This window comes from Microcoleus sp. PH2017_34_RAT_O_A, assembly GCF_020737885.1.
Classification (GTDB): domain Bacteria; phylum Cyanobacteriota; class Cyanobacteriia; order Cyanobacteriales; family Microcoleaceae; genus Microcoleus.
Genome location: NZ_JAEQDD010000039.1, coordinates 3752 through 26574, shown reverse-complemented (window position 1 = coordinate 26574; position 22823 = coordinate 3752). Strand labels below are relative to the sequence as shown.

Sequence of the window (22823 nt, the reverse complement as noted above, 5' to 3'; positions counted from 1 at the left end):
AGATTTTGATCTAGAGTAGAGCGTGGGATGGCGATCGACCTAGTATCCAGGGTAAGCGCACGTTAAATAGTAGCTCAGGATACAGATTAATAAGCCAGATACTGAAATTAAAGGTGCAATGCTAAAGGTTTGTGAGATTTCCCCGCTTCGAGGCTGACACAAGGTGACACTCTCTGGGTGTTCCCACCTCTTGGTTCCCGTTATGTCTCAAGGATTTGCGCCCGCTGTTGAACTGACCACACAGGAGTGCGGTTCCCTTAGCGGGACTTAAACAAATTTTAAGCCCAAACAAGGCCTAAACTGGCTTTATAAGCGGAGAATACGTCCCAATTTTGGTTCAACCATTTCACAAATCTAAAAGATATGGCTGTCCGAAATGCTTCGAGTGCATCATTAAAAGTGTTTAAAGGTTTGTTTGCCCATTGGCGCCTTAATCCTCCTGTTAAGGTATGCCAGAGAATGAAAGTGTAAGCACAAAACACCATAATGAAATGTCTTTTTAGGCTGATTTCATCTCTGACTTGATATTCATTTAAGCCCAACCAGCCCTTGGCTTCCCGATAGAAAACTTCAACCCAATTTATGAGTGAATAAGTTTTTACTATCCACTCCTTTGTCGCTGTTGATACGTCAACATTACCGATCAAATAATCTATTTCAGTGGCGGTATCGAAAGTTTCTGCATTCATGACGATAGCTATTACTTTCTTACCCGTGCATTTTGATAATTCGACTTCTTTAATTGCTACCCATACTGTTCTAGGTCGTTCTAAAGAAAGTTGAATTTTTGTGAAAGCCTCTACAGGTAAGGCTTTAGCTAAATTATCTACTCGAATCTCTTCTGTTTCATCTACTGTTTTTTGAATTATTACTTTACGATTCTTGGCAAGTCCTCCGATATATTTTAGTTTTCGGTTTTCCAATTCTTGTAAAAAACTGGTGTTATTACCATACCCTGCATCCATCAAGACTATTCCTGGTTTATAGCCTCTAGCTAAAGTCTTGTCGATTAAATTTATGGCTATTTCTGGCTTTTTTTTGAAGTCTGGGTCATCTTTTCCTTTTGGTAATGAGTCGGCTTTTTTATATAATTTAATATCTAATGGCAGGCTCTTCTTACCATCATATAGATGACTGGTAACTACTACTACCCCATTATCAGTTTTTCCGATTTGTCCGATGTATTGTCTGCCTACAGCGTCGGTAAAGTTACCACTTTTTCTATGTCCTGAATCATCTATTATCAGGCTAAATCCTCGACTAATCTTGGCGCAAGTTGCACTGATTCATTACGTCTAAGCGACGTTCGTTGAGTTCATTGAATGACCAAGGCGCTGTTGTTAAAAAATGATGTAATTTGTGGTAAGTTACTCCGACAGCGTTTTCTGCCATCTGTGACAGGTTTTTTCGTTCGCTTTCTCCCAATAATCCCCCTAAATAGTTCCTAAACTCTCGTTTTTGGGCAAGATGACCAAAAATATCGTCAAATCTTTGACACCATCTATCGAAGCAGGGGGGCATCGCGGCAGGGGTTGTCTCTTTCATGGGTCATTTTTTAACGTTATCTGCTTGCTATGTAAGCATTATAACCTATTTTTATCGTATTTTCTGTTTAAGTCCCGCTAATGCCCGTCGCGTCTGGATTGCTTTGCTAGAAAAAGAGATTGAGTTTGAATTGGTGTCGATGAAATTAAACGGCGATCAGTTTCAACCAGATTTTTTGGATATTAGCCCTTTTCACCACATTCCGGTTTTGGCTGATGGCGATTTTCATTTAATAGAAAGTCTCGCTATGCTTGATTATCTGGAAGCTAAGTATCCGACGATCGCACTATTGCCACAGAATGCTCGGGATTTGGCGATCGTCCGCATGGTACAAATGGTAACAGTCAACGAATTGACACCAGCGCTGAGTCCCTTTGTCCGCCAGACTTTCGGCGGCGCAGGCGAACCGGAGAATCTGGAAAAATCTGCGCTGCAAGTGGCGGCGGTACTCAGATTTTTTGAGGAGTTGTTGGGCGATACACCTTTTTTTGGCAGTAACACGATTACCCTGGCGGATGTTGTGGCTGGTGTTTCCGTGCCTTGGCTGCCCGAGTTAGGCTTGTCTTTGGAGGAATACCCCAAATTGGAGGATTGGTGCGATCGCTTAAATTCCCGCGCTTCTTGGAAAGAAACACAAGCCAGTCCGGAACTGGTGGAAGCTTTTAAAGCGCAGATGAAACAGTTGATGAAAGGTAAACAACAGCAGCCTTTAAATGATGAAATTAATGAGCTTAGAAGAGAAGATAAATAAGTGATTTATGGTTGGGTGGGGGCGGGTTTTTGAGATTGTCAATTATTGGCACGTATTGTTGGTGAACCCGCCCCTACAGCAATTATGTCTATTTACCAATGCCCCATGCCCCATGCCCCTATCCCCATGAACGACTTAATTTACAAATATCCCCCTCTCTTACCCGGCACTTTAATCAAGCGGTACAAACGATTTTTCGCAGAAATCGAACTGGCTTCGGGAGAAATTATCACCGCGCACTGTCCGAATACTGGCCCGATGACTGGTGTTTTAATTCCCGGCAATCCAGTGCTAGTATCTCCCAGTGACAATCCCAAACGCAAGTTAGCTTATACTTGGGAATTAATTAAAGTTTGCGATACTGTACCAACCTGGGTGGGAGTTAATACCGGGCTGCCAAATCGAGTAGTTAAATTAGCTTTGGAATTGCAATTGTTTCCTGAATTGGGAAATTACAGTTTGATTCAGCCGGAGGTTGTTTACGGAAAAGATAAAAAAAGTCGAGTGGATTTTTGGCTGAATGGTGGGGAAAAACCGATTTTTGTGGAAGTTAAAAATACAACTTGGGTTAAAGATACATTAGCTTTATTTCCCGATACAGTCACAGAACGGGGACAGAAACATTTAAGAGAATTGATCGAAGTGGTGCGGCAGGGTTCGAGGGCTGTAATGCTGTATTTTATTAATCGCGGCGATTGTACGGATTTTGCGCCTGGGGATAGTGCCGATCGCATTTACGGACAATTGTTCAGACAAGCTATTATTGAAGGTGTGGAAGTTTTGCCTTGCCGCTTTGACGTAACTCCCGAAGGTGTCCGGTATTTGGGTTTGGCAAAACTGGATATTTGACAGTTGACCGCTTGACAGTTTGAGAGCAACCTCTACCTAGAAGGAAGAGGATTGGAGTAATGAATAGTCTGACTTTAATTTCTCCCTCAAATGATTCCGGCTTTCAACCAATTCTTTCTGGTAACTGTTGCTTTGAGGATCGAAAATCCGTGAACCGAGTAACTCCCGTCGTCGATGAAAAAGCAAACCGGATCGATTACCTTTTTTGTTTAGAAACAGGCAAGATGCCCGTTCCACAATATAGCCTTTCTCACAAAGATGAGGTATGACTGACAGCTTACATAACCTCCTAGACAAAGAGGGCTCTCTTCCCAACAACGTCCGCGAATCTTTCTGAGAACCACAATACATGAATTTTCTTGTGGGGAGTAGGGGTTGGGCATCCTGCCCGCGCCAAAATACAATTTAGATGCGGGACAACTTACTTAAAAAAAGAGGCAATTTAATCTGCCAAATCTGGGAAAACTTCCCGGACGGCCGGATGCACCAGTCGGTGATTCTGCACGTTCAATCCCTTCGCCAAACTCGGATTCATTTCCAAAGCTTTAATCCCGTTATTTGCCAACTGCAAAACATAAGGCAAAGTGCTGTTATTCAAAGCTTGAGTAGCTGTCCAAGGCACTGCACCGGGCATATTTGGTACGCCATAATGCACAACTCCTTCCTCTACATAAGTAGGATTTGTGTGAGAAGTTACTCGCAAAGTTTCGACACAGCCACCTTGATCGACGGCTACGTCAACAATTACAGAACCGGGCTGCATTTTGGCGACAAATTCGCGCAAAAGTAGCACCGGAGCTCTTTTTCCTAAGACTAGAACTGCACCGATTAATAAGTCAGCATCGGGAACAACTGCTTCTATTTGCAAAGGACTGCTGTAAAGGTATTCTACTCTGGAACCGAATAAAGTTTCCAAGTAGGCTAGCCGATCGACATTTACATCTAAAATCTGCACCCTAGCGCCCATTCCGACAGCAATGCGGGCTGCTTCTGTGCCGACGATTCCGCCGCCCAAAATTACAACTTTGCCCGGTCTTACCCCCGGTACGCCCCCCAAAAGTACGCCTTTGCCGCCTTGCTGTCGTTCCAGAAACCGAGCACCGAACTGCACGGCCAAACGCCCTGCAATAATGCTCATCGGGGTTAGCAGGGGCAATTTCCTGTCGGGGAGTTCGACGGTTTCGTAGGCGATAGCCTGGACTCCGCTGTTGATTAAGTGCTCGGTTAATGTGCGATCGGCTGCTAAGTGCAAATATGTAAATAGCAACTGCTCTTTTTCAATCAGCGGATACTCAGTAGGTAATGGTTCCTTAACTTTGACAATTAGTTGCCGGTTCCAGACATCTGAAGCCTTCGAGACAATCTTCGCCCCGGCTTCAATGTAGTCCTCATCAGCAAAACCAGCCCCAGCCCCAGCATTCGTTTCGACGAAAACTGTGTGGCCTTTGTCCGAACAAGCCCGCACGCTGGTGGGACTGAGTCCGACTCGAAACTCTAAATCCTTGATTTCCTTGGGGACGCCTATTTCCATCTATAACCTCAAATTTCAGGCTTATGTCGATCGAATTTAACGCAAAAATCAGCCCTAGCGGGACAATACCATTGGAGATTTTAGATTTGGGAATCGGGCTGGGCTAGGAGAATATTTGTTTGATTTTCAGCCATTGCGATCGCAATTTCCAAAATTTGTCATTTTCCATAAGGTCGATCGATCTTTTAGCCTGCTCCAACTCTAACTCAAGCTGCTGCATCCGAGCTTGCGAACTCTGCAATTGGGACTTAACCTCCTGCAACTGAATTCGCACCTCCTTTTCCCCAGTATTTTTCTTAATCGCAATATCGTGATAGCCTAGGAACTGAAGCGCCAGAAATACTATTTCCCAGTCATTCGCAATACAAAACTCATTAACTGCTTTCGCCACACCGTAAGGCATGATTTCGCATACAGACCAATTCGTATAATCGTTAAAAACCATCATCCCGTCAGATTTCACCTTTGTATAACCTCGATTGATATCTTTGCATACACCTTCATAAGAATGATCGGCATCGATGTAAATCCAATCAAAATACTCTTCTGGAAAACCGCCTAAAATTGTCGATGAATCACCTTCGTGAAGTTCGACAGTCCCATTTTCTATCCCTGCTTGCAATAGGGGATTTTGTTTGCGATCGATTTCCGCTTTAAATGCCTCGAAATTACCATCAATTAAATGCAGCTTTTGGGGCTGGGTAATAGCAAGTATTTTCTCGGCAAATCGCCCATATTGAGTGCCAACCTCTGCAACCACACTATTTTTAGGTAAACATTCCAATATTTTGATGCGACTTTCAACCAGGCGACAGTTTTTGACATGGCAATTTTGCAGTGTTGGCGAAACAAGTACCAATGGATTGTCATTAAAATTATTCCATTTCTCATTATCCCAGCCTTCAGTCGCTGCTAAAAAATTTTGTTTGTATTGCAGAAAGTCAAACATACGATCGCAAAAGTAAGAGAACTTTAATTTGAAAGTAAAGACTTCAGTCCTTACTTTTCCTATATCCTATATAATTTAACAGCAACGATTCACCGCGTCTCAAAAAAAATGCCACGCATACCTACATTAACATTCGATCGCGGAACGCTCCTACTGCACCCACCGCCCAGAGGCCGAGACTGGGCGGACTTTGCCACGTGGGACGATCGCGTGGAAAAATTTCGCATTCGAGCAATTCACTACCGCCCGCTGGTAGAATCGCTTCAGGCCGACTGCACTAACTTCACCGACGACGCCCGCGGATACGAACTACTCGAACTCGTATCCAGCGTGGCAATGCAGCCTTACCCGCACCAACAAGAAGCCCTAGCAGCTTGGCAAGAAGCAGGAAGCCAAGGAGTAGTCGTCCTCCCCACGGCTTCGGGCAAAACTTATGTGGCCCAATTAGCCATGCAAGTCACAGGCCGCAGTACATTAGTCGTAGTACCAACTCTCGATTTAATGCACCAGTGGTACGCTAATTTGAAAGCAGCTTTTCCCGACATCGAAATTGGATTGTTAGGCGGAGGTTCGCGGGACAAAACGCCAATTTTAGTAGCAACCTACGACAGCGCCAGCATTCACGCCGAAACCTTGGGGAATAAATACGGCTTGCTGGTGTTTGACGAATGCCACCATTTACCAACGGACTTTTATCGAGTAATATCCGAATATGCGATCGCGCCTTTTCGACTCGGACTGACAGCAACACCCGATCGCACAGACGGACGCCACAGCGACTTACACTTCCTCATCGGCCCCACAGTATATAGCAAAAAACCCGAAGATTTAGCAGGCGACGCCTTAGCCGACCATAAAATAGTGCAAATCATGGTCAAACTGTCAAAAGAAGAAACCGATCGCTACAGCGAAGCCATGAACATTCGCAACGACTTCCTCAAACAGTCCAACATCAAAATATCCAGCCTCGAAGGATGGAAACAGTTTATCATGGCCAGCGCGCGATCGCCCCTAGGAAGGCGCGCCATGATTGCCCACCGCCAAGCCAAAGAAATCGCCCTTTGTACCGAAGGCAAATTGCGAATCTTAGCTCAAATTTTAGCCGAACACTCTCCGCAGCGCACCCTAATCTTCACCGGAGACAACGCCACAGTCTACCGAATCTCCCAAGAATTTCTCATCCCCACAATTACCCACCAAACCCCAGTCAAAGAAAGGCACGAAATCCTCGATAAATTTCGCAGCGGCGAATACAAAACCCTAGTCGCATCCCACGTTCTCAACGAAGGAGTGGACGTACCCGACGCCAGAATTGCTATTATACTGTCAGGTACGGGAAGCGAACGCGAATACATCCAAAGATTGGGTCGAGTTTTGCGAAAAAGCAGCGATGTAAATAAACTAGCAATTCTCTACGAAGTCGTCACCGAAGACACCACCGAAGAAAGAACATCCCAGCGCCGCCGAGGCGGAATGCAAGTTCACAAACCCCAACCAAAAACACCAATAGAACCACCACCAGCAGAATATCCAAAATTAGAAACAGTCAAACCAACACCGATTTACGGAGTCAACCGAGAGACAACCAAAAAAGCAGCAGAAACACCAGCAAAATGGGGAGATGATGATGACATTCCCAAGACAACCAAAAAAGCCGCAGAATCACTCGCAAAATGGGGAGATGATGATGACATTCCCTGGTAGCACGCCTAAATTATTCCTTCTTCCTTCGATCAACTGTCAACTGTCAACTGTCAACTGTCAACTGTCAACTGTCAACTGTCAACTGTCAACTGTCAACTGTCAACTGTCAAATGCTACCAACCGATCTACTAAGCCACCGTCAAAACGGCGAATCAATCATCCCGCTACGCCTCAAGATAGATGCTAAAAACCTAGAAGCAGCTACCGAAACGATCGCCTGCTTCCAGGAGTCGATCGGCAAAACCCAAGGCGAACTCGACGGACGCTTGCTAGAATTAGAAGGCGACAGCCCCGACTATCGGCTGAAACGGGGATTAGCGCACCTCCTCAAAGGCGGTTTCTCTACTTTGGAAGTTGTTAGCCCCCTAGAACCATTGGAGTTGAGACAGCGCGTATTTGCCTTGTCAGCGCGATCGACACCCAGCCCACAATCCACCCAAATAACCCTCGAAACAGTAGCCACAGAGCTCAGCCAAGACTTAAACAGAGAAGTTTTTACCCACGAAATCAAAACAGGTTTATACGCCGATTTAAACGAAAACAAAATCCTCACCGAATTTGACGCACCAACACCCGAAAACTTACTTCACAGATACAACCTTTCCCAAGTCCAAGGCATATTTTACCGAGCAAGTCAAGTTCAATTAACCGCGCACCGCAACGATCCAGGAGAATACAAACTCCTCTTTCGCTATTTAAAATTATTTCAATTAATGACCTACATCGAAGGCGATGCAGACCACGGATTTACCCTCACAATCGACGGCCCCACAAGCTTGTTCAAACCCAGCACCCGCTACGGCTTAGCCCTCGCCAAAATGCTGCCCGCACTCCTACACGTCACCAAATGGAGTATGCACTCAACTCTGCAAACCAAAGATGCTTTCAGCGGCGTTGTGAAAACAGGTAAATTCACCCTAAATTCCGACTGCGGTTTAGTCAGCCACTATCCCCCAGGCAAACCCTATGATAGTATGTTAGAAGCAGCATTTGCTGGCAGGTGGGATAGCTTAAAAACCGAGTGGAAACTCGAACGAGAAGTTGACTTAATCCCAATTCCAGGAAGCGTGATGATTCCCGACTTTCGGTTAGTCCATCCCGACGGACGAGTATTTATATTAGAAATAGTCGGCTATTGGCGGCCGGAGTATTTGCAAAAGAAATTTGCTCAAGTACACAAATCTGGATGCGACAACTTGATTTTAGCTATTTCCGAACGGCTGAATCTGGAAAAAGCTGGGGTTAATGTAAAAGAAGTTCCTGCAAAAATAGTTTGGTTTAAAGATAAATTGCAGCCAAAATCAGTCCTAGAAATCCTCGAATAGTACACCAATCAGTAGCAAACTTCTCTCTCCCTCTCTTCCTCTGCGGCCTCTGCGGCCTCTGCGGTTCAAACCTCTTAAATTAAATTATCCTAAAAGAACGATCGCACATTCCAACATTCTAGTAAAATAGAAACATCCCCAAAACCTTGCCACCGCGTAGTCTCACCCCCAAACCAATCAAAAAATGGTAGAAACAAGCATTGTCGAAAAAATCAAAAAGCTGTTAGCCCTCGCCACCTCATCCAACGAAAACGAATCAACCGCTGCGGCAGCAAAAGCTTCCGTTTTACTGGCGCAGTACAATCTCAGCCTCGCCGATTTAGGCCCCAATCACCAAGAAGAGATCGATCAAAGCGGAGTTGAGACAACATCCAAATTTGTCACTTGGAAAATGATCCTGTTTTCGGGAATTGCGGAAGCCAACGGTTGTACAGGTATGCGGAACAATTATAGTGGTAGTATGTTTTTGGTGGGAAGCTCTACAAATCTGATTGTTTGCAAGCACCTGTATGAATATTTGAGTTCTGCGATCGAGAAACGGGCGAAATATCGCAAAGGAAGCGGCCGGGGACTGGCGTATCTGAACGCTTTTCGGGTGGGATGCGCCACAAGGTTGCGACAAAGGCTGCTGGAACAAAAGCGGGAGATGGAGGAGTCGGGGATTCCGGGCTCGGTTGATACAGCGGCTACTCCTGCTATTGTAGTGCGATCGATGTTTGAGAAGAATGAACAGGCGATCGCAGATTATTTAGAAAGCCAAGGAGTTAAAGTCAAAACCCGAGCCGGTGCTCAAATCAGCAGCGAAGTCGGTTTTAATTCCGGTTATGAAGTAGGCGACAAAATTAGCTTGCAGAAGCAAGTGCAACCGGAAGGAGAACAAAAAAAACTTAATCAATCTCTGTGAGTTTAACTATAATTTCACAATCAACTTATATTGTTAATTGCTATGCCCTACAGTTCTTTCACCACAATCGGTAAAGTCAAGGAAGCATTTAATCTAACCACTGTAGAATCAATTCGTTTTTTGCCTAATATTGACCCAATTCCCCCTTCTCAAACATTGATTGCTTTTTTGGAAGAAAGCTTACCGTTAGCCTCATCAGCAAGCGAAAAAGCTCGTTCTGAAGGAATTATTTATCCTGTCTTGTTAGAAGCGAGACGAATTTTACAGCGACGAGTCAGTTTATTTTCAGGAGAAGACTTCACAGTAGATGAATCAATGGGATTGAACGGAATGTGCGATTTCCTCTTTAGCCGTTCCGAAGAAATTCTAGAAATTGAAGCACCGGCAGTCATTATTGTGGAGGCCAAAAAATCCGATCTCAGAACAGGATTCGGACAATGTATTGCTGAAATGGTGGCTGCACAAAAATTTAATGAGGCTAAGAAAAAGCCAATTCCTATCATTTACGGTTCAGTCACCAATGGCACTCAGTGGCGATTTTTGAAACTAGAAGGGCAAACAGTGACAATTGACTTGATTGATTATCCACTGCCTCCTGTCGATCAAATTTTGGGCTTTTTGGTATGGATGGCACGGGAAATTTAGCTGATTTGATTTGGACTTATGCTACTGCGTCACATCAGGTAGGGTGTATAATATAGGTAGCTGCGAATTCAAGTTAATCTATACGGGTAAAAATTTATTTTACAACTTATTTTACAACAAGGTTAAAACAGCAATTAAAACAGATAAGTGGATCATTGCTGAGGCGACATAAAGCTCCCTGTAAACTGGAATGAATTTTTTTGGAGACACTTTAGGAACTGCTTCACCATCTACAAACTCATAATATACGTCTCCGTCGGGCAACGCTAGAAATTCTTCTAAAGTGAGTTTGGTTCCGATTCCTACCATGACTCGTAGCCCTCTCGCTAATTAATTCAAATATCAATTATACAAAATTTCCCAACATTCCTCAAAAAAGACCCGGCGGTTGAAACCGCGGCTACAGAAACAAAACCCGCCTCCGCGGGTTGAAGAATAGGCGGTTAAAATTACGTTATTTCCCAACATTCCTCAAAAAAGACCCGGCGGTTGAAACCGCGGCTATACAAACAAAACCCGCCTCCGCGGGTTGAAGAATAGGCGGTTAAAATTACGTTTTATATTATTCTCTTGAGTCCGCGGAGGCGGACATTGTTTGTGTAGACGCGGTTTCAACCGTACGTCTTACTTCAACCAAGCCCGATGAGCCATCAAAGCCGCAAACGGCTGCACTCCCCGCAACTGATTCGACAGCGGCAAATGACCCCTAGGCGCACTCAAATCCCAAATAAACTCTTGCGGATACCGCGTCCAATTATTCCCCTTCTTCCAGCCAATTAACGGCCACAACTTATCCCAATTCTTGCCCGAACTCAGCCAAATTTCCCGCTGTACCGAAAAGCCAAATTTGCCTTCGGAATGAACTTTCCACAGGGTATTAATTGTTTGTAAATCTGCCACCGGCAAACTTTCAACTTCCGTAAAATACAACCACTTTCTCGCCGAAGCAGTCTCGCCCGCCAACCCACACAGTTTGTTTAAAGTCAATAGATCGGCTTCTTGAAATTCCTGTAGGGCCAATAATTGTTGCAGCGGAGTGTAGTCAATGTTAGAGTCCGATCGCAATTGCACTACTCCAGTCGGAAAATTCGCCTGCAAAAACTCCCTCGCTCTGGCAGAATCCGCACAATAAAGAATTTGGTAAGCCTTACCCATTACCGCCGTCGGTTCCTCCGACTTGCGCTCTAATAAAAATTCCATCAACACGTCCCAGCCTGCATCTGCTATGTGTTGTTGCAGCAGTTGCAGTTGAGTTTTCTCTGAACCCGACCTCAACTGTGAGCGGAGTTCGGCTGTATCGGCGGCCGAGTCTAATGGAGAAGTAGAAATCGAGTCAGTCATGGGAAACTATCAGCTATCAGCTATCAGCTATCAGCAATTAGCTGAAGCCCTGGTTTTCCTCCATTGTACAATGCTACTGACTCCGATTTACTTCTCTGTACTCCGATGGTTGTGCGCTGCACGACGAGCTAACCTCGCCGCGATCGCACATTCCTCGTCAATAGGAGCGATCGCAAATAGCTTTACCCTCAGATTTTTGCGATCGCTCCCATGTAAAAGAGTTTTTCTTGAACCTAGTCGTCCACGATGGAAACCCATGCAGAGAACGAAGGCGGAAAAAAGTTGATGTCATATTCCGAGTCTTCCCACTCTTTCACCCACAGCGGTACAACGCCCGGGCGAGGAGTTTCCGCAAAGATCCGTTCCTTGGATTCGATCGAGTGAAATAGCTGTTTCAAAGTATCTCCCCGATCCAAAGCTTCGCTGAGGATGTCGTCCAACTCAGGATCGACCCGTTTGACGCGGTTTTTGTCCTCTTCAAGCCACAGAAGTTTCAAAGACTTCAGATCCCTCGGACTGAGAATGCTCTTGTAGTACACGCGCTTGAGCGTCGCTACGGGCTCCAACGAGCGTTCGATCCGGCGAATTTGCTGAACTCGCAGGTAGTGCCATTCCGCTAAACGCTTCCGTTCCGAAGGCGCGAGAGTTTCCTTCCCCGCTGAGTGTTTGTAGTCATAGTTAATCAAACTGCAAGCCATATTAGCCAGCAGGTGAATTAACTGTTTTTCTTTGGGTGTCGCCTGACGCCGTTCCTGGGTTCTTGTCAATACGCGCTGTCTGCGGGTAGTTTCGAGAGTATTTTCCATTGGGTTTTTACGAGATGAAATACGATTGTGCCAGATCCGAATCCCGAACATCAGAAGGTAAGGAAGTTCCTAGGCGGGGAAACTCCACCGACAGACTCGCCTTACCTGTTTATTTTCCCATTCACTTTGTTGAGACTTCAACTCCCCGGATTAGGTGGACTGATATTCGGCCCGAGTTTTCACCCCCTTGAGCCAAGGTGGTGGCGACAACAAATACACCACAAACACGATCGCAATCACAACCGCAGCGCCGGCGAACCACTCAGAGGGCTAATTATTTCCGGCCTTTGCCTGTCTTTACCTCTTCTTGCTCTCCATCTTCATTCGTTCCAGTGTAGTTAATGTCGGGACGACTCTCAAGAGCAGTCAAACTGCTGGTTGATGAAGATTGTGGGACGATCGCAAAAGCGCTGGCCCTGCTTGTATGGAATAAGCCGATGCCACCGGAGGCAATTACTGCTAATACTAAGATGCTGTTTTTCATGTTCGATGACCCTGATTTAACGTAGATAGACACCTTTTGGCTAACCCGATCTGTCAGAAGTGGGTTGATGCAATAGCCCACTTGTCTTCTGATAAATCTGCCTGCCATAATCAATACAGACAGGCACACCCGAAGAGCGATCGGAAACGCCGGAAGTGACGTGTTACTTATGTCCACGATCATCCACCAACCAGATTTTTTTGGGTAGTGGGGCTAAGGCCATCAGGGCGTCGATCCATCAGGGAGTTATGCCATCAGGGTGCTCATCTATCGGGTAGTTAATTCATCAGGGCGCATCTTCTACTACAATTAGCCACAAACTTAACTTTAATCGTTGAGCCAGTGGCTAGCAGCGCACTGACAGCGCTTTTAAGAATTAAACTTTTTGTGGATTTATCCCCAAAAGTTTGTTCTTAAAAATTCCCCCACGCGAAAGCCGGGGAAGTGTCAGCGGCATGGAATTCCATGCAATCTAAGTCAACTAAAAAAAACGCAGATTAACGATATCTCCCACTCAAGCAGTCCTCAGCCAAACGCTGGGGTTTTTTATTGGTAGCAGCCATTCCAGTGCTTTGACTGGACGGCATTCGGTAGCCAGCCCCCAAGGCAGAACCTTAGGCAGTACCTTAGGCAGTACCTTAAAGGCGCTGCGGTTATGAGTTTCCCTGGCAACATCATACCATCGGGTGAAATTCAAAGTATGATTGTAAAAAAATGTGAACCCAATGGCGTTTGGGCATTTTCAATCCGGTTGAGTAAAAATTCAGATGAGGATGCGAACGAGTACAAACAAAAAAGTGCCGGAGTACGATCGCCCTCCTGGCTGGATTTACGGTTGGTTGCAAAGATACGGTAAAGATTGACAATGACAACGCTGAGTTAGTAGACAATAGAGAAAGAGTCACAAAAATTTCAACCACAGTAACACCAGTTCAAAAAAAGAACGCAACTGTAGGTAAACTCCAAACCCTGGTTGAATAAGCATTGACCAATCTCAAATCTAAAATAGTATGAGCTGGCAATAATTGCAATTTGTAACTTTTCCATCGCACAGCATAGGGGCGCAGCATCTTGATGAATTCGCAGATGACAGCAGAAGTCCACTCAACCAACCAATATCAAGTCGGAGGATATTTGCCTGCCGGTGCGCCCACCTATGTCAGGCGATCGGCAGACAGCGAACTCTACCAAGGACTCAAAGCCGGACAATTCTGCTACGTATTGAGTTCCCCACAAATGGGAAAGTCCAGCCTGCTAGTGCAAACGGCCAAAAGGTTGCAAGCAGAAGGTACAGCTTTTGCCGCCGTCAACCTGAGAAGCATTAGCAGCCCAGAAATTTCCCTGGAAAAGTGGTATGGCGCGATCGTCCACCGCATCGCCAGCAGCTTGCGCCTCACAAACAGGTTTGATGCCCTCAAGTGGTGGAACGATCGCGAAGTGCTATCCCCGGTGCAGCGATTGGAGATATTTATCGAAAAAGTTTTGCTCAAGTCACTGCGGCAAAATTTAGTCATTTTGATAGATGACATTGACACCACCAACATCCTCAATTTCAGTACCAGCGATTTTTTTGCCTCAATTCGAGGTTGTTATTCTAAGCGGGCAGAGCAACCAGAATACGATCGCCTGAATTTTGCGGTTTTCGGAGTAGCAGCCCCGTCACAATTGATCCGAGATCCAAGCTGCAACCCTTTTAATATTGGACGACCAATTAATTTAAGTCGATTGCAACTAGACGAAAGTGTGTCACTAACAAAAGGATTGGCACTCAAAGCTTTTCGTCCCCAAAAAGTGCTCCAAGAAATATTTACTTGGACGGACGGTCAACCTTTTCTGACTCAAAGACTGTGCCAATTGGTGCTTGAATACGGGTCTTTTATTGGCAGAAATTGCGAAGCCCAGCAGGTGGAACAACTGCTCAAACACAGAATTATTAAAAATTGGGAAGACTGGGACGAACCCCCACATTTGACAGCAATTCGCGATCGCATTTTCTACAGCCGCTGCGATCTCACCAGGCTGTTAACGCTGTACCAGAAAGTTTTGCAACCGCCCGACCCCAAAAAACCGGAAGAATTGCCAGGAGTTGCTGTCGATTATTCTCCCGAACAAATCGAATTGCAACTGTCAGGATTGGTGGTCAAATCTCATGGTAAATTAATAGCTGCTAACCTAGTTTATCAATCTGTTTTCAATCAGTTTTGGGTGGAAAAAGAACTGGGAAATCTGGCTCCCTACCGCGAGGCCTTGGCAGCATGGCTGGCTTCGGATCGCGAAGATAAGTCGCAGTTATTGACGGGGGAAACTTTGCAGTCAGCCTTGGATTGGGCGGCAAACAAACAATTAAGCCAAGAACACTATTGGTTCTTGAATCCCGGAACTTTTCAGAAAAAACCGACAGTCGCTGTCGCACAAGTTGTACAAAGCAGCCCAGACATCGGTGCAGAGAGAATTCTCACCCCGCCCTCAGATACTTTTCTATCGGGGAGCAACGAACAGATATTGTACGATCACATCGTCTCCTGCGTGGAACGAGAATCCCCCGCACAGATAATCGAGCGGTTCCGCAAACTATTTATCGACGGTATGGGCTACCCCGATCGCGAAATAGAAGCAACTTTGTACAATATCATCTCCGTCAAGCGATCGGATCGGGAGTTTAAATATATCATCCACCGCTGCTGTTACATCCCGATCAACCGTTGGCAATTGCACTCACAGCACAAATTGAGTATTGCAAATTTAGTAGCTTTATTTAAACAGACTTCTCCCCGATTCGGGATGGAATTTTACATAGTCAAGCGCTTGCAAGAACAAATAGAATTCTTTACTAAAAGTGCAGAATTCCAGACCCTAGAGCGCTTAGTAAAAGCAGTAGAACAAGAGCCACAACCGCAGAAACAAGATAGTCATGCTCCTTTGGGCGAATTGATTTGTCGCTATCCTTATTTGTACGGGCATTCTTTGCTGAGCAAGGAGAGCGTGGAGGAAGACCAGCAAACCATCAAAAAGCTGGAAAATCAAAGACAGCGACTATTTGAAAAAAACTTGTCTCAATATTTAAATTATTTGGTTGAGCCGAGAAATACAGAAATAGGAATTGTGCAGCCGGCGCCAAATCCCACACTTTTGAACGATGCGGAATTGCACTTAGCTGTTAGGGAATTTGCCGGGAAAGTAACAGACGATCGCAGCCACAAAGAATCGGCTCAATTTTTTTTGAGAGATGCCAGGAAAACTCAATCCTACAGCTCATTTAAAGTGGATTTATATGAATATTTGATATCATCGGTAGAACCAGAATATGGCGGTCGTCAATTTAATGATAAGTTGTACAAGTACATCAAAAATACATTTCCGGAAAACGACTCGGCGAAATTAAATAATATATTGTTAGCTCAGACTTGCAACCAGTTATTCAACTTTTTAGTAGTGGAAAATTCCCAACATCCCAACCACTACATTTTTTATGACTTAGTATACAACCTCGGGCCCAGCAGGACAATGGGTTTGCTGCTGAAAATATTACTGCTTTCTGGCAAAGTTAAACCTGAGTTGGAAAAGCGATTTTCTATTTTGTTCAATCACTATGAAGGTAAAGCTTCTGATGAAATTATGTGGTTTATAAAATCATTGGAAAATTTAAATGTGGCCTTAGTGGTAAATTTTGGGAAGACGGATTTGTCTTTGGTTAAACAGCATCTTATTTTGAATTGAAAGATCAGCATAGCGGTTTACTTCAAGTTCTATCGGGCAAATATCAGTGATATAATAAATTATGTTGAGTATACAGCAAAATTATGCCAACCCAAACGCTCACAGATTATTTCAACTTTCTCACTCCCAGCGATATTCGACTGAAAGGGACAAGAATTGGCATTGAAACAATTCTTTATGATTACATCGATTGCGGTCGCGCACCTGATGAAATTGCCCAAACTTATCCTTCCCTCACCCTCGAACAAGTTTATGCGACAATTCTGTATTATCTCCAAAATCAAGAACCTGTGAGTGATTACCTCAAAAATTGGATAGAACACGGTCACAAAATGAGAGAAGAACAGCGCCTTAATCCCCCGCCTGTTTCTGAAAAGCTCCGCCAACTGAGGGCAGAAAGAAAAGCCAAAACTAGCCCATGAACCTGCAATACCTAATTGATGAAAATGTCAATCCAATTTATCCCAATCAAATTAGGCAACGAGAACCAGAGATCGCCGTCAAAGTAGTGGGAGAACCGGAAACACCGCCGAAAGGAACTCTCGATCCAGAAATTCTCTACTGGTGTGAAGATAATAACTGTGTTTTGGTGACAAATAACCGAACTTCTATGCCAGTGCACTTAGCCGAACATATGGCGGTAAATCGTCACATTCCAGGGATTTTTATCATCAATCCTAATTTAAGCATTGGCGAAAACCTAGAAGAATTGATTTTAGCGGCTCTGGCATCCCAAGAAAATGAATATCAAGATAGAATTGTTTTTCTACCTTTCCCTTAGCAGTTATTAATGTATTCGGGAGGAAACGATTTTTTTGCATTAGTCCGATCGCAATTTTAAAAGGCGCGCTACCCTATCGGTGTACCATTAACTATATGATCAGCTATCTCAAAGGCACAGTCGCCAATATCGCCAAAGGCAGCAACCGCGTTATTCTGACTCTCGAAGTTAGTGGAATTGGCTATGACATCCAAATTTTGCCGCGCGTGACTGGCCAATTACCAGCATCCGGCGAAGTCGCCCAAATCTTTACCCACCAGCAAGTTAAGGAAGACCAAATCGTATTGTACGGTTTTGGCAGCACGGCCGAACGCGATTTGTTTCGGCAGTTGACGAGTGTTAGCGGTGTGGGTGCTCAACTGGCGATCGCCCTTCTTGATACTCTAGGAATGCAAGATTTAGTTCAGGCGATCGTCGGCGGTAACACTCGCATCCTCGCCAAAACCCCCGGCGTGGGTACAAAAACCGCCGAACGTCTGGCCCTGGAACTCAAAAGCAAACTCTCGGAATGGAGACAGGAAGCAGGTTTGACAACTTCCGTGGCCGCCGGAGTCCCCGCAGCGATTCAAGAAGAAGTGGAGATGATTTTGCTGGCGATGGGATATACTGCGGCGGAAGTCTTGCAAGCGCTGCAAACCCTCAGTCAAGACAGCAACTTGGCAAACAAAGCTAATGCAGATGATTGGATTCGTGAGGCGATCGCCTATTTAAGCCGATAATCGGCCACCCAATAGACTTCTTGCAAAATTTATGGCTAACACGGGCAAGATGCCCATCCCACAATTTTTTTCCTGTGGGATGGGCTGGAATAAACACCATGGAGGGGCGTCCCGCCCATCCGACATTTTTTTTCCTGTGGGATGGGCGTCTCGCCCGTCCTAAGTAGGGCTTGCAATTGAAGTCTTTCAGCTCAAAAAACCAACCCATCCGTGTCGAAAATTTGCTCCTTCACCGTTCCGCTGTGATACTATATGGGATTGTGACAATCGTACAAAAAAAACTAAACTCAATTCATGGCTCTTACACAACAGCGCAAACAAGAAATCATGGGCGACTTTCAAACCCATGAAACAGATACAGGCTCAGCAGATGTCCAAATCGCCATGTTGAGCGATCGCATCAGCAAACTCAGCGCCCACCTGAAAATCAACCAAAAAGACTTCGCCTCCCGGCGCGGTTTGATGATGATGATCAGCCGCCGCAAGCGCTTGCTGGCCTACCTGCAAAAGGAAAATGTCGATCGTTACAAAGCATTAATTGCCCGTTTAGGCATTCGCGGCTAAACACCAAAGCCAAAATTTGCGACAATATTCAAGAATCTTGGACAAACGCCAGCAGGATTTACGCACTGATAACAAATCCGTTTCAAACCGTTGATTAACCATCAGAGTTGCGTAAACCCTCGCCAAGATTTCTTTGATAATTGTTCGAGATTTCAGGTTAAACAAAAAATATGTCCTCCGAACCACCCACCCAGCGCTTACCCTTTGAACCGGCCTCAAATCGGAAAAAAACCGCTAAAAAGCCTCCAGAAGCCGAAGCAAACCCAGTCACAGAAGAACCAAAATCAGACAAACAGCCTAAAGCCACCAAAAAAACTGGCCCCCAGGCGCAATCCATCCCAGAAGCAGTCAGCAAACGCATGATTTCCCGCATCGCGGTATTCTGCGGCGCCCCGACACTCCTGGGAATTTCCACATTTTTTGTGAGTTATTTGATAGTCAGCAAAGGCTGGTTTGACTTGCCCAACACAGCAGTATTGTTGGTAAGCATGGGCTGTTTTGGTCTAGGCGTACTGGGATTAAGCTACGGAGTCCTCTCGGCTTCTTGGGATGAAGAAGCTTCAGGAAGCACTCTCGGGTGGGAAGAATTTAATACTAATTTTGGACGGATGCGACAAGCATGGCGCGATGCGAAATCTAAAAATTAGTCAGTAGTTATTAGTCATGAATCAATAGCTTTCTTCGTCGGAAGAGGACACGGCAATGCCGTGTCCTGATATTACTTAGACACTACTAATAGTAGTCAGGTGCCCACTTCACACCCTACCAATAGAGTTTATACGTAATTTCTAGTTAAATTGACACCAATTCTACGTAAAATTCCCTACAAAATACTATTTAAGTTTTGTGAACAATTGATTTTTTGCATAAAACTACTTAGTTGAGGCTGATATAAATAAAGTAGTCCTCAAAAAATTTTGCAGTTGATATCCCCGACAATTTTTGCGAAGTCGGGGAGATGAAACGCTGACAACTCATACAAAATTCGGCTTAAATACCCTCTTGATTTCTTAGTCTGTGGAGGCAGATTTCGTTTGTGTAGGGCAATCTTTCTATGGTTGCCCCGATTTCGATCGCCGAATGATAAAGGGGATAGATAACTTTGCATAAAAGGTGAAAAATCATGCACATTTCAACACGTACTGCTGGCTTTCGCAATTTGGCTTTATCTGCTGTTAACGGTGCAATTACTTTGATTGTACTTTTGATTGCGCCCTTGGGATTAGCGGCTGTAATTATTAATACCTTGTTAATAGCAGCAGCGACTTTTGTGGCAGGAGAAATAGCCGATCGCGTTATCCGTTACCTTCAGCCCAGCAGCGCTGAAGAAACCTTCCGAAAGTCGCAATTCACTTTTCCCCGCAAGGGGATTGAAACTGGGATAATCCCTGAGTAACAGTTCGCGTGTTTTTGATTGAGTCGCAATTCACTTTTCCCCGCAAGGGGATTGAAACCGCTAGCTGCCTGGGCGATCGGATCTAAAGCTAAGGCTGTCGCAATTCACTTTTCCCCGCAAGGGGATTGAAACGATCAAACGTGCCATCAGCTCCGGCAAACGAATCAAAGTCGCAATTCACTTTTCCCCGCAAGGGGATTGAAACTCTGATGCGTTCCAGATACGTCGTAAACCCTTATTGTCGCAATTCACTTTTCCCCGCAAGGGGATTGAAACCGAAATCCTTGCGTCGGTTCATCAACTCGGTGAACTCAAGTCGCAATTCACTTTTCCCCGCAAGGGGATTGAAACTATACATATCCTCATCGGCGATCAGCTCTCTAGTGTTGTAGGTCGCAATTCACTTTTCCCCGCAAGGGGATTGAAACGCAGTGTTGATACAAATCGCCGAGTTTTTCATCGGAACATGTCGCAATTCACTTTTCCCCGCAAGGGGATTAAAACTTTCTAGATAGAAAAGCTCTACTAGAGAAAGAATTCGCAGGTCGCAATTCACTTTTCCCCGCAAGGGGATTGAAACGTTTCTAAACATTTCTTCTTCTGACCATTGTATAGAGTCGCAATTCACTTTTCCCCGCAAGGGGATTGAAACTTTTAACGTACCCGTGAACAAAGTGCGTATCTAAGTAGTCGCAATTCACTTTTCCCCGCAAGGGGATTGAAACTAGAAAGAAGATTGCAAGAAGTAAGAGATATCAGGGGTAGAATGAGAGTCGCAATTCACTTTTCCCCGCAAGGGGATTGAAACTCTAGATTACGGACCGTATGTGTAGAATCATTAAGGTCGCAATTCACTTTTCCCCGCAAGGGGATTGAAACTTCTGTCATATTCTTAACTTGTGATAGAGTTAGGTCGCAATTCACTTTTCCCCGCAAGGGGATTGAAACATTTCCCAAGCGCGTTTCTCGAAAGATAACCAATCTGTTGTCGCAATTCACTTTTCCCCGCAAGGGGATTGAAACTTTTGGTTCTCCATTTTTTCTCGCTATTTTTATATACCGAGTGGTCGCAATTCACTTTTCCCCGCAAGGGGATTGAAACAGTACCTACTAAAACAGTTAAAATATATAGTTACAATTTATTAGGTCGCAATTCACTTTTCCCCGCAAGGGGATTGAAACGCTGGACACATATTCTTCAAAATTTGTGATATTAACCACGTCGCAATTCACTTTTCCCCGCAAGGGGATTGAAACAGGCCCAAGCTACATCAATAGCTCTCTGATAACTAGCAAGTCGCAATTCACTTTTCCCCGCAAGGGGATTGAAACTTATCTTGTCCCCATGTCTACTTGGATGCTCGTTATAGGTTGTGTCGCAATTCACTTTTCCCCGCAAGGGGATTGAAACCCAAGGAGTAATGCCGTAGAGGAGGTGGAAGCAGCTAAGTTCACGTCGCAATTCACTTTTCCCCGCAAGGGGATTGAAACCTCTAACTCGACTAGTTTACCTTTTAGGCTTCTTAGATAGGTCGCAATTCACTTTTCCCCGCAAGGGGATTGAAACCTATCATAATTTTGTCCTTGTCTTGTGAATTTTTACCAAAGTCGCAATTCACTTTTCCCCGCAAGGGGATTGAAACATAAAAAGCTGGGAGAGCTTGGTTAGGCTTGTCTTGCTTGCGTCGCAAGTCGCAATTCACTTTTCCCCGCAAGGGGATTGAAACGAGACGTAACAATCTCTACAGAAAAAGTTACTTGCTCGAGTCGCAATTCACTTTTCCCCGCAAGGGGATTGAAACGCAACCTTAGCTGGGTTAGCTTTGATTCTTGGTTTGTCAAGTCGCAATTCACTTTTCCCCGCAAGGGGATTGAAACTTTTCGCGAAAAAAGCAATGATGCTTTAAAATTTTTTCGTCGCAATTCACTTTTCCCCGCAAGGGGATTGAAACTCGCTATTAAGCTGAGCATAACTACACCTTGTGGAAGTCGCAATTCACTTTTCCCCGCAAGGGGATTGAAACTCACAACATCAGCGAAAACTACTAAACTTTCCGTTAAGTCGCAATTCACTTTTCCCCGCAAGGGGATTGAAACAGGGTACTCTTACCAATACACTGCGGGCCTATGAACTGTATTATCTTAGTCGCAATTCACTTTTCCCCGCAAGGGGATTGAAACCTCTCATTGGGTGCCTTACAGAGGGTTTACTTTGTAAGGTCGCAATTCACTTTTCCCCGCAAGGGGATTGAAACTACTTTTGTATTTGTAAAATCATAACCTTTTGTATATCAAGTCGCAATTCACTTTTCCCCGCAAGGGGATTGAAACTGAAAATTTTCGTCTGTTTGACCTTCTATCTGAGAAAGACAGTCGCAATTCACTTTTCCCCGCAAGGGGATTGAAACTTTCTTTAGATAAGGATGCATTAATTTCATCATTCATGTCGCAATTCACTTTTCCCCGCAAGGGGATTGAAACTTAAATCTTCTATAGTGTAATTAGTAAGGTTTTCTAGTTTCGTCGCAATTCACTTTTCCCCGCAAGGGGATTGAAACCCTACTGCCCCGATTACGCCCTCCAGGAAGTTATCCATGTCGCAATTCACTTTTCCCCGCGAGGGGATTGAAACTTGAAACAAGAAGTTTCTTGCTCCCAACTACCAGAAGAAAACCTATTCAAGTCGCAATTCACTTTTCCCCGCTGAGTCCCTGCGCTGAGTCCGAGAAACCGGGTTTCTATGGCAATTGACGTATTTTCACGAGATTTTACGCAGAAACCCGGTTTCTGAGTCTCTCGCGCTGAGTCCGAG

At 44.9% G+C, this 22823-nt stretch carries 20 protein-coding genes, 2 pseudogenes and 1 CRISPR repeat array; of the genes and pseudogenes, 14 read left to right on the top strand and 8 right to left on the bottom strand.

Going from position 1 to position 22823, the window contains the following annotated elements; translation table 11 throughout:
- Positions 1 to 278 precede the first annotated feature (278 nt).
- Positions 279 to 1545: pseudogene (locus JGK11_RS15035) on the bottom strand (IS701 family transposase).
- On the opposite strand from JGK11_RS15035, the gene JGK11_RS15030 reads away from it, so the two are divergent.
- The 3 genes from JGK11_RS15030 to JGK11_RS15020 all read left to right on the top strand — a co-directional run bounded on the left by JGK11_RS15030 (position 1544) and on the right by JGK11_RS15020 (position 3414).
- Positions 1544 to 2296 (top strand): glutathione S-transferase family protein, encoded by a 753-nt coding sequence (locus JGK11_RS15030; protein WP_293185624.1) that lies wholly within the window; start codon positions 1544 to 1546, stop codon positions 2294 to 2296. The pseudogene JGK11_RS15035 and the gene JGK11_RS15030 overlap by 2 nt on opposite strands.
- Positions 2297 to 2422: 126 nt before the next feature.
- Complete coding sequence (gene sfsA / locus JGK11_RS15025) at positions 2423 to 3145, top strand: DNA/RNA nuclease SfsA (protein WP_293212192.1); 723 nt, start codon at positions 2423 to 2425, stop codon at positions 3143 to 3145.
- A 59-nt stretch (positions 3146 to 3204) separates the two neighbouring features.
- Entirely contained in the window at positions 3205 to 3414 is a 210-nt protein-coding gene (locus JGK11_RS15020) for a hypothetical protein (RefSeq protein ID WP_293185622.1), read from the top strand.
- 173 nt (positions 3415 to 3587) lie between these two features.
- Here the strand turns inward: JGK11_RS15020 and ald are convergent, their stop codons facing one another.
- Positions 3588 to 4676 carry an alanine dehydrogenase gene (gene ald / locus JGK11_RS15015; RefSeq protein ID WP_293212179.1) on the bottom strand — a complete coding sequence of 363 codons (1089 nt, stop codon included), beginning with the start codon at positions 4674 to 4676 and terminating at the stop codon, positions 3588 to 3590.
- Between the two features lie 103 nt (positions 4677 to 4779).
- A complete protein-coding gene (locus tag JGK11_RS15010; protein ID WP_293185619.1) occupies positions 4780 to 5625 on the bottom strand; it encodes a class I SAM-dependent methyltransferase in 846 nt (281 codons plus the stop codon).
- 108 nt (positions 5626 to 5733) lie between these two features.
- On the opposite strand from JGK11_RS15010, the gene JGK11_RS15005 reads away from it, so the two are divergent.
- The 4 genes from JGK11_RS15005 (at position 5734) to JGK11_RS14990 (ending at position 10203) form a co-directional block, all read left to right on the top strand.
- Positions 5734 to 7329 (top strand): DEAD/DEAH box helicase family protein, encoded by a 1596-nt coding sequence (locus JGK11_RS15005; protein ID WP_293208280.1) that lies wholly within the window; start codon positions 5734 to 5736, stop codon positions 7327 to 7329.
- Between the two features lie 110 nt (positions 7330 to 7439).
- The gene (locus tag JGK11_RS15000) at positions 7440 to 8654 is read left to right on the top strand and encodes a DUF790 family protein (RefSeq protein ID WP_293212177.1); all 1215 of its coding nucleotides are present in this window, start codon (positions 7440 to 7442) and stop codon (positions 8652 to 8654) included.
- Positions 8655 to 8838: 184 nt separating this feature from the next.
- Positions 8839 to 9558: a DUF2786 domain-containing protein gene (locus tag JGK11_RS14995; RefSeq protein ID WP_293212175.1), complete on the top strand. Its 720-nt coding sequence runs from the start codon at positions 8839 to 8841 to the stop codon at positions 9556 to 9558.
- Between the two features lie 42 nt (positions 9559 to 9600).
- Positions 9601 to 10203: a hypothetical protein gene (locus JGK11_RS14990; protein WP_293212174.1), complete on the top strand. Its 603-nt coding sequence runs from the start codon at positions 9601 to 9603 to the stop codon at positions 10201 to 10203.
- 111 nt (positions 10204 to 10314) lie between these two features.
- On the opposite strand, the gene JGK11_RS32910 is transcribed toward JGK11_RS14990, so the two are convergent.
- The 5 genes from JGK11_RS32910 to JGK11_RS14965 all read right to left on the bottom strand — a co-directional run bounded on the left by JGK11_RS32910 (position 10315) and on the right by JGK11_RS14965 (position 13531).
- Positions 10315 to 10512 carry a hypothetical protein gene (locus JGK11_RS32910; protein WP_363319755.1) on the bottom strand — a complete coding sequence of 66 codons (198 nt, stop codon included), beginning with the start codon at positions 10510 to 10512 and terminating at the stop codon, positions 10315 to 10317.
- A 315-nt stretch (positions 10513 to 10827) separates the two neighbouring features.
- Positions 10828 to 11544, bottom strand: a complete 717-nt coding sequence (locus JGK11_RS14980; protein WP_293212173.1) for a GUN4 domain-containing protein — start codon at positions 11542 to 11544, stop codon at positions 10828 to 10830.
- A 233-nt stretch (positions 11545 to 11777) separates the two neighbouring features.
- Positions 11778 to 12350, bottom strand: a complete 573-nt coding sequence (locus JGK11_RS14975; RefSeq protein WP_293185604.1) for a hypothetical protein — start codon at positions 12348 to 12350, stop codon at positions 11778 to 11780.
- Positions 12351 to 12624: 274 nt separating this feature from the next.
- Complete coding sequence (locus tag JGK11_RS14970; protein WP_293185603.1) at positions 12625 to 12834, bottom strand: hypothetical protein; 210 nt, start codon at positions 12832 to 12834, stop codon at positions 12625 to 12627.
- A gap of 514 nt (positions 12835 to 13348) precedes the next feature.
- Complete coding sequence (locus tag JGK11_RS14965; protein ID WP_293185601.1) at positions 13349 to 13531, bottom strand: hypothetical protein; 183 nt, start codon at positions 13529 to 13531, stop codon at positions 13349 to 13351.
- A gap of 389 nt (positions 13532 to 13920) precedes the next feature.
- Here JGK11_RS14965 and JGK11_RS14960 point away from each other — a divergent pair, with 389 nt between their 5' ends.
- The 7 genes and pseudogenes from JGK11_RS14960 to csx18 all read left to right on the top strand — a co-directional run.
- On the top strand, positions 13921 to 16551 hold the full coding sequence (locus tag JGK11_RS14960) for an AAA-like domain-containing protein (protein ID WP_293212172.1): 2631 nt from the start codon (positions 13921 to 13923) through the stop codon (positions 16549 to 16551).
- Between the two features lie 83 nt (positions 16552 to 16634).
- The gene (locus JGK11_RS14955) at positions 16635 to 16973 is read left to right on the top strand and encodes a DUF433 domain-containing protein (RefSeq protein ID WP_293185598.1); all 339 of its coding nucleotides are present in this window, start codon (positions 16635 to 16637) and stop codon (positions 16971 to 16973) included.
- Positions 16970 to 17332 (top strand): DUF5615 family PIN-like protein, encoded by a 363-nt coding sequence (locus tag JGK11_RS14950; protein ID WP_293212171.1) that lies wholly within the window; start codon positions 16970 to 16972, stop codon positions 17330 to 17332. The genes JGK11_RS14955 and JGK11_RS14950 overlap by 4 nt, the downstream gene beginning before the upstream one ends.
- 95 nt (positions 17333 to 17427) lie before the next feature.
- Positions 17428 to 18051 carry a Holliday junction branch migration protein RuvA gene (gene ruvA / locus JGK11_RS14945; protein WP_293212170.1) on the top strand — a complete coding sequence of 208 codons (624 nt, stop codon included), beginning with the start codon at positions 17428 to 17430 and terminating at the stop codon, positions 18049 to 18051.
- 294 nt (positions 18052 to 18345) lie between these two features.
- Positions 18346 to 18615, top strand: coding sequence for a 30S ribosomal protein S15 (rpsO, locus tag JGK11_RS14940; protein WP_293134126.1), 270 nt, complete (start codon positions 18346 to 18348; stop codon positions 18613 to 18615).
- Between the two features lie 170 nt (positions 18616 to 18785).
- On the top strand, positions 18786 to 19262 hold the full coding sequence (locus JGK11_RS14935; protein WP_293212169.1) for a PAM68 family protein: 477 nt from the start codon (positions 18786 to 18788) through the stop codon (positions 19260 to 19262).
- A 476-nt stretch (positions 19263 to 19738) separates the two neighbouring features.
- A pseudogene (csx18, locus tag JGK11_RS32905) lies at positions 19739 to 19921 on the top strand (CRISPR-associated protein Csx18); the annotation flags it as partial.
- A gap of 35 nt (positions 19922 to 19956) precedes the next feature.
- Positions 19957 to 22729: direct repeats of the CRISPR family, unit length 36 nt; unit sequence GTCGCAATTCACTTTTCCCCGCAAGGGGATTGAAAC.
- Positions 22730 to 22823 lie beyond the last annotated feature (94 nt).

What these genes read in the sequence shown, in the direction of transcription:
- JGK11_RS15030 (WP_293185624.1), top strand. Translation starts at nt 1,544, where the DNA reads ATGGGTCATTTTTTAACGTTATCTGCTTGCTATGTAAGCATTATAACC.
- sfsA (WP_293212192.1), top strand. Translation starts at nt 2,423, where the DNA reads ATGAACGACTTAATTTACAAATATCCCCCTCTCTTACCCGGCACTTTA.
- JGK11_RS15020 (WP_293185622.1), top strand. Translation starts at nt 3,205, where the DNA reads ATGAATAGTCTGACTTTAATTTCTCCCTCAAATGATTCCGGCTTTCAA.
- ald (WP_293212179.1), bottom strand. Translation starts at nt 4,676, where the DNA reads ATGGAAATAGGCGTCCCCAAGGAAATCAAGGATTTAGAGTTTCGAGTC.
- JGK11_RS15010 (WP_293185619.1), bottom strand. Translation starts at nt 5,625, where the DNA reads ATGTTTGACTTTCTGCAATACAAACAAAATTTTTTAGCAGCGACTGAA.
- JGK11_RS15005 (WP_293208280.1), top strand. Translation starts at nt 5,734, where the DNA reads ATGCCACGCATACCTACATTAACATTCGATCGCGGAACGCTCCTACTG.
- JGK11_RS15000 (WP_293212177.1), top strand. Translation starts at nt 7,440, where the DNA reads ATGCTACCAACCGATCTACTAAGCCACCGTCAAAACGGCGAATCAATC.
- JGK11_RS14995 (WP_293212175.1), top strand. Translation starts at nt 8,839, where the DNA reads ATGGTAGAAACAAGCATTGTCGAAAAAATCAAAAAGCTGTTAGCCCTC.
- JGK11_RS14990 (WP_293212174.1), top strand. Translation starts at nt 9,601, where the DNA reads ATGCCCTACAGTTCTTTCACCACAATCGGTAAAGTCAAGGAAGCATTT.
- JGK11_RS32910 (WP_363319755.1), bottom strand. Translation starts at nt 10,512, where the DNA reads ATGGTAGGAATCGGAACCAAACTCACTTTAGAAGAATTTCTAGCGTTG.
- JGK11_RS14980 (WP_293212173.1), bottom strand. Translation starts at nt 11,544, where the DNA reads ATGACTGACTCGATTTCTACTTCTCCATTAGACTCGGCCGCCGATACA.
- JGK11_RS14975 (WP_293185604.1), bottom strand. Translation starts at nt 12,350, where the DNA reads ATGGAAAATACTCTCGAAACTACCCGCAGACAGCGCGTATTGACAAGA.
- JGK11_RS14970 (WP_293185603.1), bottom strand. Translation starts at nt 12,834, where the DNA reads ATGAAAAACAGCATCTTAGTATTAGCAGTAATTGCCTCCGGTGGCATC.
- JGK11_RS14960 (WP_293212172.1), top strand. Translation starts at nt 13,921, where the DNA reads ATGACAGCAGAAGTCCACTCAACCAACCAATATCAAGTCGGAGGATAT.
- JGK11_RS14955 (WP_293185598.1), top strand. Translation starts at nt 16,635, where the DNA reads ATGCCAACCCAAACGCTCACAGATTATTTCAACTTTCTCACTCCCAGC.
- JGK11_RS14950 (WP_293212171.1), top strand. Translation starts at nt 16,970, where the DNA reads ATGAACCTGCAATACCTAATTGATGAAAATGTCAATCCAATTTATCCC.
- ruvA (WP_293212170.1), top strand. Translation starts at nt 17,428, where the DNA reads ATGATCAGCTATCTCAAAGGCACAGTCGCCAATATCGCCAAAGGCAGC.
- rpsO (WP_293134126.1), top strand. Translation starts at nt 18,346, where the DNA reads ATGGCTCTTACACAACAGCGCAAACAAGAAATCATGGGCGACTTTCAA.
- JGK11_RS14935 (WP_293212169.1), top strand. Translation starts at nt 18,786, where the DNA reads ATGTCCTCCGAACCACCCACCCAGCGCTTACCCTTTGAACCGGCCTCA.